Source organism: Marinobacter shengliensis, assembly GCF_030297115.1.
Classification (GTDB): Bacteria; Pseudomonadota; Gammaproteobacteria; order Pseudomonadales; family Oleiphilaceae; genus Marinobacter; species Marinobacter shengliensis.
Genome location: NZ_AP028062.1, coordinates 3,322,384 through 3,336,447 on the forward strand (window position 1 = coordinate 3,322,384; position 14,064 = coordinate 3,336,447).

The window sequence follows — 14,064 nt, forward strand, 5'->3', positions numbered from 1 at the left end:
CGCCCGATATGAGCACAGGACTGGTGAGCGTGGCCTACGTGGTCGCAAGTATCTGTTTCATTCTCAGCCTGGGTGGTCTCAGCCACCAGGAATCGGCACGGCGAGGTAATCTTTACGGCGTAGCCGGCATCATCATCGCGGTGGGGGCGACCCTGGCCAGCGTGGACGGAGGCATCACCGCCATCGTCATTGCCGTGTTGCTTGGTGTCGGCATCGGCATTCCCATCGCCAACAAGGTGGAAATGACCCAGATGCCGCAGCTGGTAGCCCTGCTCCACAGCTTTGTGGGTTTGGCTGCGGTGCTGGTGGGCTTTTCAGGCTACATCGAGCCGTTGATTGCCACCTCCGGTACCGAGCACACCATCAAGCTGGTGGAGATATATGTGGGCATTTTCATCGGTGCCATCACCTTCACTGGCTCACTGGTGGCCTGCGGCAAGCTGGACGGCCGAATCGACAGTAAGGCGCTGACCCTTCCGGGCCGGCACCTGATGAATCTGGCAGCGATCATTGTCTGCGTGTTCCTCGGGGCCTGGTTCCTGGGCACCGAGAGCATGGCCCTGGGCATCGGCGCCCTGATACTGATGGCCATCATTGCCTCGGTCCTGGGCATTCACCTGATCATGGCCATTGGCGGCGCCGACATGCCGGTGGTGGTGTCCATGCTCAACAGTTATTCCGGGTGGGCCGCCGCTTCCATCGGGTTCATGCTGGGCAATGATCTGCTGATTGTCGTGGGTGCTCTGGTCGGCAGCAGCGGTGCCATTCTCAGCTACATCATGTGCAAGGCCATGAACCGGTCTTTCATCAGCGTGATCCTTGGCGGATTCGGCCAGACCAGCAGCAGTTCGGCAGCTGCGAATGGCGACCAGACGGTGCACGAATCCAGCGTGGATGATGTCTGTGAGGAGCTGCGCAACGCCCAGTCGGTGATCATCGTGCCCGGTTATGGCATGGCGGTGGCCCAGGCCCAGAATGGCGTCAGCGAAATGACCAAGATCCTTCGGGACCGGGGCGTGAACGTGCGCTTCGGCATCCACCCGGTGGCGGGCCGCCTGCCCGGACATATGAACGTGCTACTGGCGGAAGCCCACGTACCCTATGACATCGTATTGGAGATGGACGAGATCAACGACGACTTCCCGGATACCGACGTGGTGTTGGTGATCGGCGCCAACGACACGGTGAACCCGGCCGCCGCCGAAGACCCGGGCAGCCCGATCGCCGGCATGCCGGTGCTGGAGGTCTGGAAAGCCCACCAGGTGGTTATTCTCAAGCGGGGCATGGCCACTGGTTATTCCGGGGTGGAGAACCCGCTGTTCTTCAAGGACAACGCCCGTATGTTGTTTGGCGATGCCAAGGAAAGCATCGACAAGCTGGTCAGTGGTCTGCGGGGCTAGAGGAAGGCTTGCGGGGCTGAATTGGCACAACCTGAACCATCATCATCGGGTGGTATTCACCAACCCCAGAAAAAAGCCCCCGACTCGCGGGGGCTTTCTTGTGCAGCTTACTTAACCTTAGGGTCCAGCTCGCCAGCCTCATACCGCTCGAACATCTGCTCGAGGTTCAGCGGCTTGATCTTGCTGGCCTGTCCGGCACAGCCGAAGGCTTCGTAGCGGGCTACGCAGATATCGGTCATGGCGACCATGGTGGCCTTGAGGAATTTGCGCGGGTCGAATTCAGCCGGGTTCTGGGCCATGAAGCGACGGACGGCACCGGTGCTGGCGAGGCGCAGGTCGGTGTCGATGTTGACCTTGCGTACGCCGTGCTTGATGCCTTCGACGATTTCTTCCACCGGCACACCGTAGGTCTCCGGAATCTCACCACCGAATTCGTTGATCACCTTCAGCCATTCCTGGGGTACAGAGCTTGAGCCGTGCATGACCAGGTGGGTATCTGGAATGCGCTTGTGGATGGCTTTGATTTGCTCGATGGCCAGAATGTCACCAGTGGGCGGGCGGGTGAACTTGTAGGCACCGTGGCTGGTGCCGATGGCGATGGCCAGGGCATCCACGTGAGTCTTCTTGACGAAGTCGGCAGCTTCTTCCGGGTCGGTCAGCATCTGGTCGTGGTCCAGGGTACCTTCGGCGCCGATGCCGTCTTCTTCACCGGCCTGGCCGGTTTCGAGGGAGCCCAGGCAGCCCAGCTCGCCTTCTACGGACACGCCACAGGCGTGGGCCATTTCGACGGTGCGGCGGGTAACGTCTACGTTGTACTCGTAGCTGGTCGGGGTTTTGCCGTCTTCACCCAGTGAGCCGTCCATCATGACGGAGCTGAAGCCGAGCTGGATGGAGCGCTGGCAGACGGATGGGCTGGTGCCGTGGTCCTGATGCATAACCACCGGGATGTGCGGCCATTCTTCGATGGCGGCCAGGATCAAGTGGCGCAGGAAGGGGGCGCCGGCGTATTTGCGGGCACCGGCGGAGGCCTGGACAATTACCGGGGAGTCGGTTTTGTCGGCGGCTTCCATGATGGCGCGCATTTGTTCGAGGTTGTTTACGTTAAAGGCTGGCACACCGTAACCATGCTCGGCGGCGTGGTCCAGAAGTTGCCGCAGCGATATCAGGGCCATGGGTTGTCTCCTTCGTTGACTTTTGAGGTTTGAATTCTGTTCGTTTTCAGACTTTGGGGTCTGCTTCGGAGGGTGGGGTAGGTCGTTCGCGGAACCGCTACGAGCACATCCGTGTGCGCTTCTCTCCGGCCATCCATGGCCTCCGAAATTCCGCGAAAGGCCTACCCCACCCTCCTTGCGATTCTGGCCCTGTGCGGGTTTCTCTCAGAATCGCTTTGTTGATTACGCTCCGCGTTCTTCCAGTACCGCTACTGCCGGCAGGGTTTTGCCTTCCACGAACTCCAGGAACGCGCCGCCGCCGGTGGAGATGTAGGAGATCTTGTCAGCTATGCCGTATTTGTCAACGGCCGCGACGGTGTCGCCGCCGCCTGCCAGGGAGAAGGCGTCGCTTTCGGCGATGGCTTCGGCTAACGCTTTGGTGCCGTTGCCGAACTGGTCGAATTCGAACACGCCAACCGGGCCGTTCCACAGGATGGTTTTGGCGCTCTTGAGCAGGTTGGCGAACTGGCCGGCGGTTTCCGGGCCTACGTCGAGGATCATGTCGTCGTCGCTGACGTCGGAGATGTTTTTCACGGTGGCGGTAGCGGTTTCGGCGAATTCGCTGGCGACCACTACGTCTACCGGCAGCGGGATTTCCACGCGGCTGGCGATGTCTTTGGCGGTGTCGATCAGGTCGTGTTCGCACAGGGATTTGCCGACCGGGTGGCCAGCGGCCGCCAGGAAGGTGTTGGCGATGCCGCCGCCGACGATGATCTGGTCACACACTTTTTCCAGGGCGTTGAGTACGTCCAGTTTGGTGGAGACTTTGGAGCCGCCAACGATGGCGACGACCGGCTTGGCCGGGTTGTCGAGGGCTTTGCCGAGGGCGTCGAGTTCTGCCGCCAGCAGGGGGCCGGCGCAGGCTTCTGGGGCAAACTTCGCTACACCGTGGGTGGAGGCCTGGGCGCGGTGGGCGGTGCCGAAGGCGTCCATCACGTAGACGTCGCACAGGGCGGCGTATTGTTTGGCCAGGTCTTCGTTGTCTTTCTTTTCGCCTTTGTTGAAGCGAACGTTTTCAAACAGCACCACTTCGCCGTCGGCGACTTCAACACCGCTGAGGTAATCCTTGATCAGGCGCACTTCCTGGCCCAACAGGGTGCTCAGGTGTTCGGCAACCGGCTTCATGGAAGAGGCCTCGTCGTACACGCCTTCTTCCGGGCGACCCAGGTGGGACATCAGCATGACTTTGGCGCCGGCGTCTTTAGCGGCTTTGATGGTCGGCAGCGAGGCGCGGATGCGGGCGTCGCTGGAGACTTTGCCGTTTTTGACCGGTACGTTCAGGTCTTCACGAATCAGAACCCGCTTGCCGGCGAGGTTCAGGTCAGTCATTTTTTTGATGGCCATAATCAGGTTCCGTAGTTATGGGTTCACAGATTCAAATAGTTAAATTTGGGTGGGGTCTGACCCCTTTGTATCCGTCGGGGCTGGGTTAAAGGTCAGGCCCCTTTGTAGCCTTCAGGTTTTGGTTAGCCATGCCTGGCTGACATCCAGCATCCGGTTGGCGAAGCCCCATTCGTTGTCGAACCAGCAGAGTACTTTCACCATGGTGCCGCCGGTGACTCGGGTCTGGCCGCCGTCTACCACGCCGGAATGGGCGTCGTGGTTGAAGTCGGAACTGGCCAGCAGTTCGTCGGTGTAACCGAGGATGCCTTTTAACGAGCCCTTTGCGGCGTTCTGCAGCAACTGGTTTACCGCCGTTACATCGGTGGCCTCGCGTACATTCACCACCATGTCTATAGCAGAGACATTGAGTGTTGGCACGCGCATGGCCACCGAGCTGAAGCGACCTTCCATATGGGGTAGCAAACGCTCTATGCCACGGGCCAGTCCTGTGTCTACCGGGACGATATTATGAAGCGCGCTGCGGGTGCGGCGCAGGTCCTGGTGGTGGTAGGCATCGATCACCGGCTGGTCATTCATGGCGGCGTGGATGGTGGTGGTACTGCCCTGCTCTACGCCGAAGGCGTCGTCCAGTACCTTGATCACCGGTACCAGACAGTTGGTGGTGCAGGAACCCGCAGCCACAATCACATCCTCAGCATTCAGCTGGTGGTCGTTGATCCCGAACACCACGGTGCGGTCCACATCGGCCTCTCCTGGCTGGGAAAACAGCAGCCGCTGGGCACCCGAAGCGATATGCTTTTCCGCTGTGGCGCGGTCGGAGTAGGCGCCGGAGCATTCCAGCACCAGGTCCACGTCCAGCAAACGCCACGGCAGATCACTCGGGTCCGGGTGGCGCAGCACCCGGATGCGGTCGCCGTTCACCACCAGGTTATCGCCATCCACCGCCACCTCACCGTGAAACCGCCCGTGTGTGGAGTCGTATTTGGTGAGATGGGCGATGGTGTCGATATCCGACAACTCGTTAATCGCGACCACCTGCAGATGGTCGCGATAGCCGTTTTCATAGAGTGCCCGCAACACGCACTGGCCTATGCGGCCGTACCCGTTGATGGCGATGCGAAACGGCGTTGAGTTGGTCATCAGGCGTCCAGGAGCTCGTCAGCCACTTCCAGGATGTTATCGACGGTGAAGCCGAATTCCTTGAACAACTCGCCAGCAGGCGCAGACTCACCGAAGGTGGTCATGCCCACAACCCGGCCGTCCAGGCCCACGTACTTGTACCAGTAGTCAGCAATGCCGGCTTCGATGGCGATGCGGTTGGTGACTTCCAGCGGCAGCACCTGTTGCTTGTACTCGGCGCTCTGGGCGTCGAATACATCGGTAGACGGCATGGACACCACACGCACAGCCTTGCCCTGCTCGCGCAGCTTGACGGCAACGTCCTGGGCCAGGGCCACTTCAGAGCCGGTGGCAATCAGGATCAGCTCCGGGGTGCCTTCGCTGTCAGACAGCACGTAGCCACCCTTGGCAACGTTGGCCAGCTGCTCGGCGTCACGCTGCTGGTGCGGCAGGTTCTGACGAGAGAACACCATGGCGGTGGGGCCGTCGTTGCGCTCGAGGGCGGCTTTCCAGGCCACCGCAGATTCCACGGTATCGGCCGGGCGCCACATGCTCATGTTCGGCGTGGTGCGCAGGCTGGCCATCTGCTCGATGGGCTGGTGCGTGGGGCCGTCTTCGCCCAGACCGATGGAGTCGTGGGTGAAGACAAAGATGGAGCGCTGCTTCATCAGAGCCGCCATACGTACCGCGTTGCGGCAGTATTCCATGAAGATCAGGAAGGTGGCGCCGTAGGGGACAAAACCGCCGTGCAGGGCGATGCCGTTCATGATGGCCGCCATACCGAACTCGCGCACACCGTAATAGATGTAGTTGCCGGAGGCGTCGTCTTTGGTCACGCCTTTGCAACCAGACCAGATGGTCAGGTTGGAACCGGCCAGGTCGGCGGAGCCGCCCATCAGTTCCGGCAGCAGCGGGCCATAGGCGTTCAGGGTGTTCTGGGATGCCTTACGGGAAGCGATGGTGTCGCCCTTGTCCTGGCATTCCTGAATGTAGGCCTGAGCTTTTCCAGAGAAGTCTGCTGGCAGCTCGCCGGCCATGCGGCGCTTGAACTCAGCGGCCAGTTCCGGCTCGGCCTTTTCGTAGGCGGCGAATTTCTCTTCCCATGCCTTCTGGGCAGCGGCGCCTTTTTCTTTGGCATCCCAGGCTGCGTAAATTTCAGAAGGCACCTCGAACGGACCGTGCTGCCAGCCCAGCGCTTCCCGGGTCAGGGCGATTTCATCGTCACCCAACGGGGCGCCGTGGCAATCTTCCTTGCCCTGTTTATTGGGGGAACCAAAGCCGATGATGGTTTTGCAGCAAATGATGGTGGGCTGATCGGTATTCGCGCGGGCCGCTTCGATGGCCGCACGAATGGCATCGGCATCGTGGCCATCCACGTTCGGGATAACCTGCCAGCCGTAGGATTCGAAACGCTTGGGCGTGTCGTCGGTGAACCAGCCCTCTACTTCACCATCAATGGAAATGCCGTTGTCGTCGTAGAAGAACACCAGTTTACCCAGGCCCAAAGTACCAGCCAGGGAGGCGACTTCGTGGGAGATGCCTTCCATCAGGCAGCCATCGCCCAGGAAGGCGTAGGTGTAGTGATCAACAATCTCGTGGCCCGGGCGGTTGAACTGCGCCGCCAGGGATTTCTCGGCCAGCGCGAAACCAACGGCATTGGCAATGCCCTGCCCCAGCGGGCCAGTGGTGGTCTCGATGCCCGGCGTATAGCCGTATTCCGGGTGGCCCGGGGTTTTGGAGTGCAGCTGGCGGAAGTTCTTGATGTCGTCAATGGAGACGTCGTACCCACTCAGGTGCAGCAGCGAATACTGCAGCATGGAGCCATGGCCGTTAGACAGCACAAAGCGGTCACGGTTGGCCCACTGAGGGTTGGCCGGGTTGTGGCTGAGGTAATCGTTCCACAGTACCTCGGCGATATCCGCCATACCCATGGGCGCACCCGGGTGGCCGGACTTGGCTTTCTGAACCGCATCCATGCTCAGCGCGCGAATGGCGTTGGCGAGATCTTTACGGGACGACATTGACTATTCTCCAGTGTTTTTCAGGAAAAGAATTCAAGCTGCAAAAACTGCTTAAAAAGAAGGCGCGTATTTTCGCCGATTACGGTATGCCGGGGCAAATCCATATGTAGTGGTTTTCCGATGGCGGCGGCACAAACTCGCCAAAGCAACTGATTTCACAAAGCCACAAACCTATATCAAAAAATTTTGATATGGCTATTGATCGACCAACCAATCACCCCTACACTTGCCAACCATGACCTCACTCAATGCACATGCTAACGAACTGTCCTCTGTGGACACCCTGGCACCGATCTTCAAGGCGAGCGGAGACCCCCTGCGCCTGGAGATCCTGCGGGTGCTGCGCCGTGACACCTTCGGCGTGCTTGAGCTGAGCCAGCTGTTTAATATGCGCCAGTCCGGCATGAGCCATCACCTGAAAGTGATGAACAAGGCCGGGTTGCTGGAACCCCAGCGTGAAGGCAACGCCATTTTCTACCGCCGCCCCCTGCATCTGGACAGCGACAAACTGGCGGACCAGGCCATCCGGCAGATTTTTGAGACGGTGGACCGCGTGCCTTTGCCGCCGCAGCTGGAAGAAAAGATTGAGGCAATCCGGGAGCAGCGGGCGGAGCAATCCCAGGCGTTTTTCTCCCGACACTCGGAGCAGTTCCGGGAACAACAGGAATTGATTGCAGCCTTTGACCTGTATGCCGAGCCCACAGCAGAGCTGATCCGCAAGCGCACGACCCGGCAAGAATGGCGCAGTGCGCTGGAAATCGGCCCAGGTGAAGGTGCCTTCCTGCCCGTACTATCAGCCCTGTTTGAACACGTGGTAGCGCTGGACAACAGCAAGGACATGCTGGCCAAGACCACCCGCACCTGTATTGATGAGCGTTTGAATAACGTGGATCTGATTGAAGGCGTCACCGACACCCTGCTGGCCCGCGGTGATGCCTTTGACCTGATCGTCGCCAACATGGTGCTGCACCATGTGCCCAGCCCGGCGGACATCTTCCTGGATGCCGCGGCACTGATGAACAGCGGTGGCTGTTTTATCGTCAGTGATTTGTGCAGCCATGATCAGGACTGGGCGAAAGAGAATTGCGGCGACCTCTGGCTTGGCTTTGAGCCGGAAGAGCTGACCGCCTGGGCCGCTGATGCCGGCTTAAGCGCCGGGGAGCAACTGTTTATTGGCCTGCGCAACGGTTTTCAGGTGCAGGTCAGGGAATTCTGGAAAACGACCGCAACGGCCTGAGGCCCGCGCGGATACTGGAACATCAAAAAACTTTGATATTGTCGTACGTAGAAATACGTACACTGACTTTGAAAACGCTCACAAAGGAGCACCGCTATGTCTGACTACAACATCTTCACCTCCGAATCGGTCTCTGAAGGCCACCCGGACAAACTGGCCGACCAGATTTCCGATGCGGTACTGGATGCCATCCTGGCCGACGACCCGCACGCCCGCGTGGCCTGCGAAACCATGGTCAAGACCGGCGTTGCCATCGTTGGCGGTGAAATCACCACCAGCGCCTGGGTAGACCTGGAAGACCTGGTGCGCGGAGTGATCAAAGACATCGGCTACACCTCCTCAGACGTGGGCTACGACGGCGACACCTGTGGCGTGATCAATATCATCGGCAAACAGTCTGTCGACATCGCCCAGGGCGTTGACCGCCAGAAGCCGGAAGATCAGGGCGCCGGCGACCAGGGCCTGATGTTCGGCTACGCCAGCAACGAAACCGACGTGCTGATGCCGGCTCCGATCACCTTCTCGCACCGGCTGGTACAGCGCCAGGCCGAAGCCCGCAAGAGCGGCCTGCTGCCGTGGCTGCGCCCGGACGCCAAGAGCCAGGTCACCTGCCGCTATGAGAACGGCCAGGTTGTCGGTATCGATGCCGTGGTTCTGTCCACCCAGCACGACCCGGACGTGACCCAGGAAGACCTGAAAGAAGCGGTGATGGAACTGATCGTCAAGCACACGCTGCCGGAAGAACTGCTGCACAAAGACACTCAGTTCCACATCAACCCGACCGGCAAGTTCGTGATCGGCGGCCCGGTGGGCGACTGTGGCCTGACCGGCCGTAAGATCATCGTAGACACCTACGGCGGCATGGCCCGTCACGGCGGTGGTGCGTTCTCCGGCAAAGACCCCTCAAAGGTTGACCGTTCTGCCGCCTATGCCGGTCGTTACGTGGCCAAGAACATCGTCGCCGCCGGCCTGGCCGAGAAATGCGAGATCCAGGTCTCCTACGCCATCGGTGTAGCCCAGCCGACCTCCATTTCCCTGAACACGTTCGGCACCGGCAAGATCAGCGACGACAAGATCATCGACCTGGTGCGCGCGCACTTCGACCTGCGCCCCTATGCGATCACCAACATGCTGGACCTGCTGCACCCGATGTACCGGGCAACCGCAGCCTACGGCCACTTCGGCCGCGACCCATACGAGATGACCGTTGGCGGCAAGACCTTCACCGCGTTCCCGTGGGAGAAGACCGACCGCGCTGCGGCCCTGAAGGACGCTGCAGGCATCTAAAGACTGGCACTGGCTTCTTGTCGTGGCCCAGCCCTCCAATTTTGGAGTGGCGGCGGCAAGGAACGTCTTTCCGGGACACGCTCAAGCCGTCCGTGGGCGCTTAGCTTTGGCCATCCATGGCCAAAGATAGTCCCGGAAAGACGTTCCTCACCACCGCTTTTGAACTTGTGGCGAGGGATTATCGAAAACTCTTTCATGCAAGGCGCTGAAAGAAGGCCAAATTCAGTATTTCGGCGTACCGGAGACGGCATACGCCAAAGTTTGAAAGAGGAGATGGGGAACGTCTTTCGCGGAATTTCGAAGGCCAAGGATGGCCTGAGAGAAGCGCACATGGATGTGCTCGTAGCGGTTCCGCGAAAGACGTTCCCCATCTCCGACGCAACCCATACAGGCGGTACCCGATAATGTTCCGGGACCGTAGAGAAAGGCTGACAGGAGAACACCCAAATGAGCACTCCGGCAGAAAAACTGACCACGTTTGAAGACTACAAAGTCCGCGACATCACCCTCGCCGACTGGGGTCGCAAGGAAATCAAAATCGCCGAAGGCGAAATGCCCGCCCTGATGAAACTGCGCGAGAAATACAAAGCCGAGCAGCCGCTGAAAGGCGCCAACATCATGGGCTGCATCCACATGACCATCCAGACCGCCGTGTTGATCGAAACCCTGGTGGAGCTCGGCGCTAACGTGCGCTGGTCATCGTGCAACATCTTCTCCACCCAAGACCAGGCCGCAGCCGCCATCGCAGCACAAGGCATTCCCGTGTTCGCCTGGAAAGGCGAAACCGATGAAGAATACGAATGGTGCCTGCACCGCACCGTGGGTGCGGACGTAGACGGCTGGGAACCCAACATGATCCTGGATGACGGCGGCGACCTGACCGAAGTACTTCATAAAGAGTACCCGGCCATCATCAACAAGTGCCACGGTGTGACCGAAGAAACCACCACCGGCGTACACCGCCTGCAGGAAATGCTGCGTGACGGCACCCTGAAGATCCCGGCGATCAACGTGAACGATTCGGTCACCAAGTCCAAGAACGACAACAAGTACGGCTGTCGCCACAGCCTGAACGACGCCATCAAGCGCGCTACCGACCACCTGCTGTCTGGCAAGAAGGCGCTGGTGATCGGTTACGGTGACGTGGGTAAAGGCTCTGCCCTGTCCCTGCGTCAGGAAGGCATGATCGTAAAAGTGACCGAAGCCGACCCGATCTGCGCCATGCAAGCCTGCATGGACGGCTTTGAAGTGGTGTCTCCGTACATCGATGGCATCAACACCGGCACCGAGCAGGGCATCAACGCTGATCTGCTGGGCACCACCGACCTTCTGGTGACCACCACCGGTAACGTCAACGTGTGCGACGCCAACATGCTGAAGGCCCTGAAGAACGGTGCTGTGGTGTGCAACATCGGCCACTTCGATAATGAAATCGACACTGCCTACATGCGCAAGAACTGGGAGTGGGATGAAGTCAAACCGCAGGTTCACGTGATCTACCGTGACAAGGCCAGCAACGACCACCTGATCCTGCTGTCCGAAGGCCGCCTGGTGAACCTGGGCAACGCCACCGGTCACCCGTCCCGGATCATGGACGGCTCCTTCGCCAACCAGGTGCTGGCCCAGATGTACCTGTTCGAGCGCAAGTTTGCTGACCTGCCGGAAGAGTCCAAGGCCAAGGGCGTTTACGTTCAGGTGCTGCCCAAGCAGCTGGACGAAGAAGTGGCCCGCGCGATGGTGGAAGGTTTTGGTGGTGTGATCACCAAGATGACGCCGGACCAGGCAAAATACATCGGTGTGCCGGTCGAAGGCCCGTACAAGCCGGAAAGCTACAGGTACTAAGCGGAAACGATCATGGAATCCCAGAAGCAATTCAAGCGCCGTTTCAGCTTTGAGTTTTTCCCGCCCAAGACCGATCAGGGCAAGGAAAAACTCCAGGCGGTGCGCAACCAGCTGGCCGAGGTGAACCCGGATTTCTTCTCGGTCACCTTCGGCGCCGGCGGTTCCACCCGGGACCGCACCATTGAAACGGTACTGAACCTGCACAAGCAGGGCATTTCCACAGCACCGCATCTGTCCTGCGTGGGTGGTACCCGCGCAGAGATCGGGGAGCTGCTGGATCTGTATAAAGAGAACGGCATCAACCGGATTGTCGCCCTGCGCGGCGACCTGCCCTCAGGTATGGGCGCCTCCGGTGAGCTGCGTTACGCCAACGAGCTGGTGGAGTTTATCCGGGAGCACAGCGGTGATCACTTCAATCTGGAAGTGGCAGCCTACCCGGAGTTCCACCCTCAGGCCCGCAACGCCGAGGAAGACCTGAAGAACTTCGCACGGAAGGTACAGGCCGGTGCCAACAGCGCCATCACCCAGTACTTCTTCAATGCCGACAGTTACTTCTACTTCATCGACCGTCTGGAGAAGATGGGCGTCACCATTCCGGTGGTGCCGGGCATCATGCCTATCGTCAACTTCTCCAGCCTGGTGCGGTTCTCGGATATGTGCGGTGCGGAAATCCCCCGCTGGATCCGCAAGCAACTCGAAGCCTACGGCGACGACACCGACAGCATCCGCAAATTCGGCGAAGAAGTGGTCACCGAGATGTGCGAAAAGCTGCTGAAAGCCGGGGCGCCCGGGCTGCACTTCTACACCCTGAACCAGGCTGAACCCAGCATCTCCATCTGGAAGAATCTGGGCATCAGCGACCGGGAGAAGATCGCTTTCTGATCTGCTCCCCGAAGCCCTCTGCCAGCCGGCAGAGGGCTTTCTCTTTCTCCCTCCCCAGTTTCATAACCAACTGATTTTCTGCAAATCCTGCTTTTCTGGTCTAGGCTGTGTCTGATGTATCCCCATCAACGCTCCTCGCACGGCAAGCGTTAAAAGCGGTTACCTGTGCGAATTGCCTTACCGGGCAAATGGAGCATAGAAAAACAGAAAGGAGATCACATGAGCACGAAATGGCTGAAAACACTGGGCGCTGGTCTGGCATTGTCGGTTGCAGCGTCAACCGTTAGCGCAGAAACCCTCCGAGTGGTGACCGACCCCAGTTTTGTCCCCTTTGAAATGATGGACCAGGAAACCGGCGAGATGATCGGTTTCGACATGGATATCATCTCTGAGGTGGCCGAGCGCGCGGGATTTGAGTACAACCTGCAGACCATGGATTTCAACGGCATTATCCCGGCCCTGCAAACCGGTAACGTGGATATCGCGATTGCCGGCATAACCATCACCGAAGAGCGTAAGCAGATTGTCGATTTTTCTGATCCCTACTACGACTCAGGCCTGCGGATTCTGGTGCGGGCAAACAACAGTGATGTCGATGAGCTTTCTGATCTTGAGGGCAAAAAAGTTGGCACCAAGATCGGCAGCACCAGTTACGACTTCCTGATGCAGAACCTGGATAACAATGGCGGTGTGACGCCGTACCCGGGCAGCTCCGATATGTATATGGCGCTGATGTCCCGTGCCATTGATGCAGTGTTCTACGATGCCCCCAACGTAGGCTACTTTGCCAGCACCCGTGGCGAAGGTCGGGTGAAAACCGTCGGCCAGCTTTATGAAGGCCAGCAGTACGGTATCGCCCTGAAGAAGGGCAGCCAATGGGTTGGCCCGGTCAACGAAGCACTTGCCTCAATTAAGGAAGACGGCACCTACAAGACCATTTACGAAAAATGGTTTGGCCCCATGCCTGAAGACCAGTAAACCACCATCCGTTCTGGTCAGGGCGTACAACGCCCTGACCGGTTCCTCCCAACTCAACGGAGACTCATACTGTGGAATTCCAGTTTCAGTTTGACTGGCAGGCAGCAATCCATGCCATTCCATTTCTGGCCAAAGGCATCCCCTACACTCTGATGATTTCCTTTGGCGGCCTGGCCATTGGCTTTGTGCTGGGCATCCTGTTCGGTTTGCTGAGCATCAACAAAAGCTGGTTCCTGCGCTGGCCAGCCATTGCCTACATCGAGATTTTTCGTGGCACGCCGATTCTGGTTCAGGTCCTGTTTATTTTCTACGGCCTGCCAGACCTGATCGGTGGGCCCATCGACCCACTCACCGCGGGCATTGCAGCCATCGCTCTCAATTCCGGCGCCTATATTTCCGAAGTGGTGCGCGGTGGCGTGCAGTCCATCGACAAAGGCCAGACCGAAGCCGGCCTGTCGCTCGGTCTCTCAAGAACCCAGACCTTCTGGTCCATCATCTGGCCCCAGGCGTTCCGGCGCATGATTCCGCCACTGGGCAACCAGGGCATTGTCAGCATCAAAGACACGTCCCTGTTTTCTGTCATCGGCGTAGGTGAACTGGTCCGCCAGGGGCAGGTGTACATTGCCAACACGTTTACCGCGTTCGAGGTGTATTTCGTGGTGGCGCTCATGTACCTGGCCATCACCTTAACTCTGTCCCTGCTCCTGCGCTTGCTTGAGCGCCGTGGCGTAGCGTCTGTCTGA

The 14,064-nt window shown here is 59.2% G+C and carries 11 protein-coding genes; 7 read left to right on the forward strand and 4 right to left on the reverse strand.

Annotation, left to right across the window (positions count from 1 at the left end):
- Positions 1–8: 8 nt before the first annotated feature.
- Positions 9–1,400 (forward strand): Re/Si-specific NAD(P)(+) transhydrogenase subunit beta, encoded by a 1,392-nt coding sequence (gene pntB / locus QUE75_RS15260; protein ID WP_286251438.1) that lies wholly within the window; start codon positions 9–11, stop codon positions 1,398–1,400.
- Positions 1,401–1,507: 107 nt separating this feature from the next.
- On the opposite strand, the gene fba is transcribed toward pntB, so the two are convergent.
- From fba to tkt, 4 genes are all read right to left on the reverse strand, one after another.
- The gene (gene fba, locus QUE75_RS15265; RefSeq protein WP_138435297.1) at positions 1,508–2,572 is read right to left on the reverse strand and encodes a class II fructose-bisphosphate aldolase; all 1,065 of its coding nucleotides are present in this window, start codon (positions 2,570–2,572) and stop codon (positions 1,508–1,510) included.
- Between the two features lie 222 nt (positions 2,573–2,794).
- Positions 2,795–3,955 carry a phosphoglycerate kinase gene (locus QUE75_RS15270; protein WP_106694779.1) on the reverse strand — a complete coding sequence of 387 codons (1,161 nt, stop codon included), beginning with the start codon at positions 3,953–3,955 and terminating at the stop codon, positions 2,795–2,797.
- Between the two features lie 111 nt (positions 3,956–4,066).
- Complete coding sequence (gene gap, locus QUE75_RS15275; protein ID WP_286251442.1) at positions 4,067–5,095, reverse strand: type I glyceraldehyde-3-phosphate dehydrogenase; 1,029 nt, start codon at positions 5,093–5,095, stop codon at positions 4,067–4,069.
- Positions 5,095–7,095, reverse strand: coding sequence for a transketolase (gene tkt, locus QUE75_RS15280; RefSeq protein ID WP_286251444.1), 2,001 nt, complete (start codon positions 7,093–7,095; stop codon positions 5,095–5,097). Before tkt ends, gap begins: the two co-directional genes overlap by 1 nt.
- 235 nt (positions 7,096–7,330) lie before the next feature.
- Between tkt and QUE75_RS15285 the strand changes: the two genes are divergently transcribed.
- From QUE75_RS15285 to QUE75_RS15310, 6 genes are all read left to right on the forward strand, one after another.
- Positions 7,331–8,332, forward strand: coding sequence for a metalloregulator ArsR/SmtB family transcription factor (locus tag QUE75_RS15285; protein ID WP_286251445.1), 1,002 nt, complete (start codon positions 7,331–7,333; stop codon positions 8,330–8,332).
- A gap of 96 nt (positions 8,333–8,428) precedes the next feature.
- Complete coding sequence (metK, locus tag QUE75_RS15290; protein WP_061332607.1) at positions 8,429–9,619, forward strand: methionine adenosyltransferase; 1,191 nt, start codon at positions 8,429–8,431, stop codon at positions 9,617–9,619.
- A 447-nt stretch (positions 9,620–10,066) separates the two neighbouring features.
- Entirely contained in the window at positions 10,067–11,461 is a 1,395-nt protein-coding gene (gene ahcY / locus QUE75_RS15295; protein WP_286251448.1) for an adenosylhomocysteinase, read from the forward strand.
- A gap of 12 nt (positions 11,462–11,473) precedes the next feature.
- Complete coding sequence (metF, locus tag QUE75_RS15300; RefSeq protein WP_061332605.1) at positions 11,474–12,343, forward strand: methylenetetrahydrofolate reductase [NAD(P)H]; 870 nt, start codon at positions 11,474–11,476, stop codon at positions 12,341–12,343.
- Between the two features lie 219 nt (positions 12,344–12,562).
- Positions 12,563–13,321: a transporter substrate-binding domain-containing protein gene (locus QUE75_RS15305; protein ID WP_072676475.1), complete on the forward strand. Its 759-nt coding sequence runs from the start codon at positions 12,563–12,565 to the stop codon at positions 13,319–13,321.
- 71 nt (positions 13,322–13,392) lie between these two features.
- Positions 13,393–14,064, forward strand: coding sequence for an amino acid ABC transporter permease (locus QUE75_RS15310; RefSeq protein ID WP_072676474.1), 672 nt, complete (start codon positions 13,393–13,395; stop codon positions 14,062–14,064).

Coding starts and splice junctions, on each gene's coding strand:
- metK (WP_061332607.1), top strand. CDS start 8,429: ATGTCTGACTACAACATCTTCACCTCCGAATCGGTCTCTGAAGGCCAC.
- tkt (WP_286251444.1), bottom strand. CDS start 7,095: ATGTCGTCCCGTAAAGATCTCGCCAACGCCATTCGCGCGCTGAGCATG.
- ahcY (WP_286251448.1), top strand. CDS start 10,067: ATGAGCACTCCGGCAGAAAAACTGACCACGTTTGAAGACTACAAAGTC.
- metF (WP_061332605.1), top strand. CDS start 11,474: ATGGAATCCCAGAAGCAATTCAAGCGCCGTTTCAGCTTTGAGTTTTTC.
- QUE75_RS15305 (WP_072676475.1), top strand. CDS start 12,563: ATGAGCACGAAATGGCTGAAAACACTGGGCGCTGGTCTGGCATTGTCG.
- pntB (WP_286251438.1), top strand. CDS start 9: ATGAGCACAGGACTGGTGAGCGTGGCCTACGTGGTCGCAAGTATCTGT.
- QUE75_RS15270 (WP_106694779.1), bottom strand. CDS start 3,955: ATGGCCATCAAAAAAATGACTGACCTGAACCTCGCCGGCAAGCGGGTT.
- fba (WP_138435297.1), bottom strand. CDS start 2,572: ATGGCCCTGATATCGCTGCGGCAACTTCTGGACCACGCCGCCGAGCAT.
- QUE75_RS15285 (WP_286251445.1), top strand. CDS start 7,331: ATGACCTCACTCAATGCACATGCTAACGAACTGTCCTCTGTGGACACC.
- gap (WP_286251442.1), bottom strand. CDS start 5,095: ATGACCAACTCAACGCCGTTTCGCATCGCCATCAACGGGTACGGCCGC.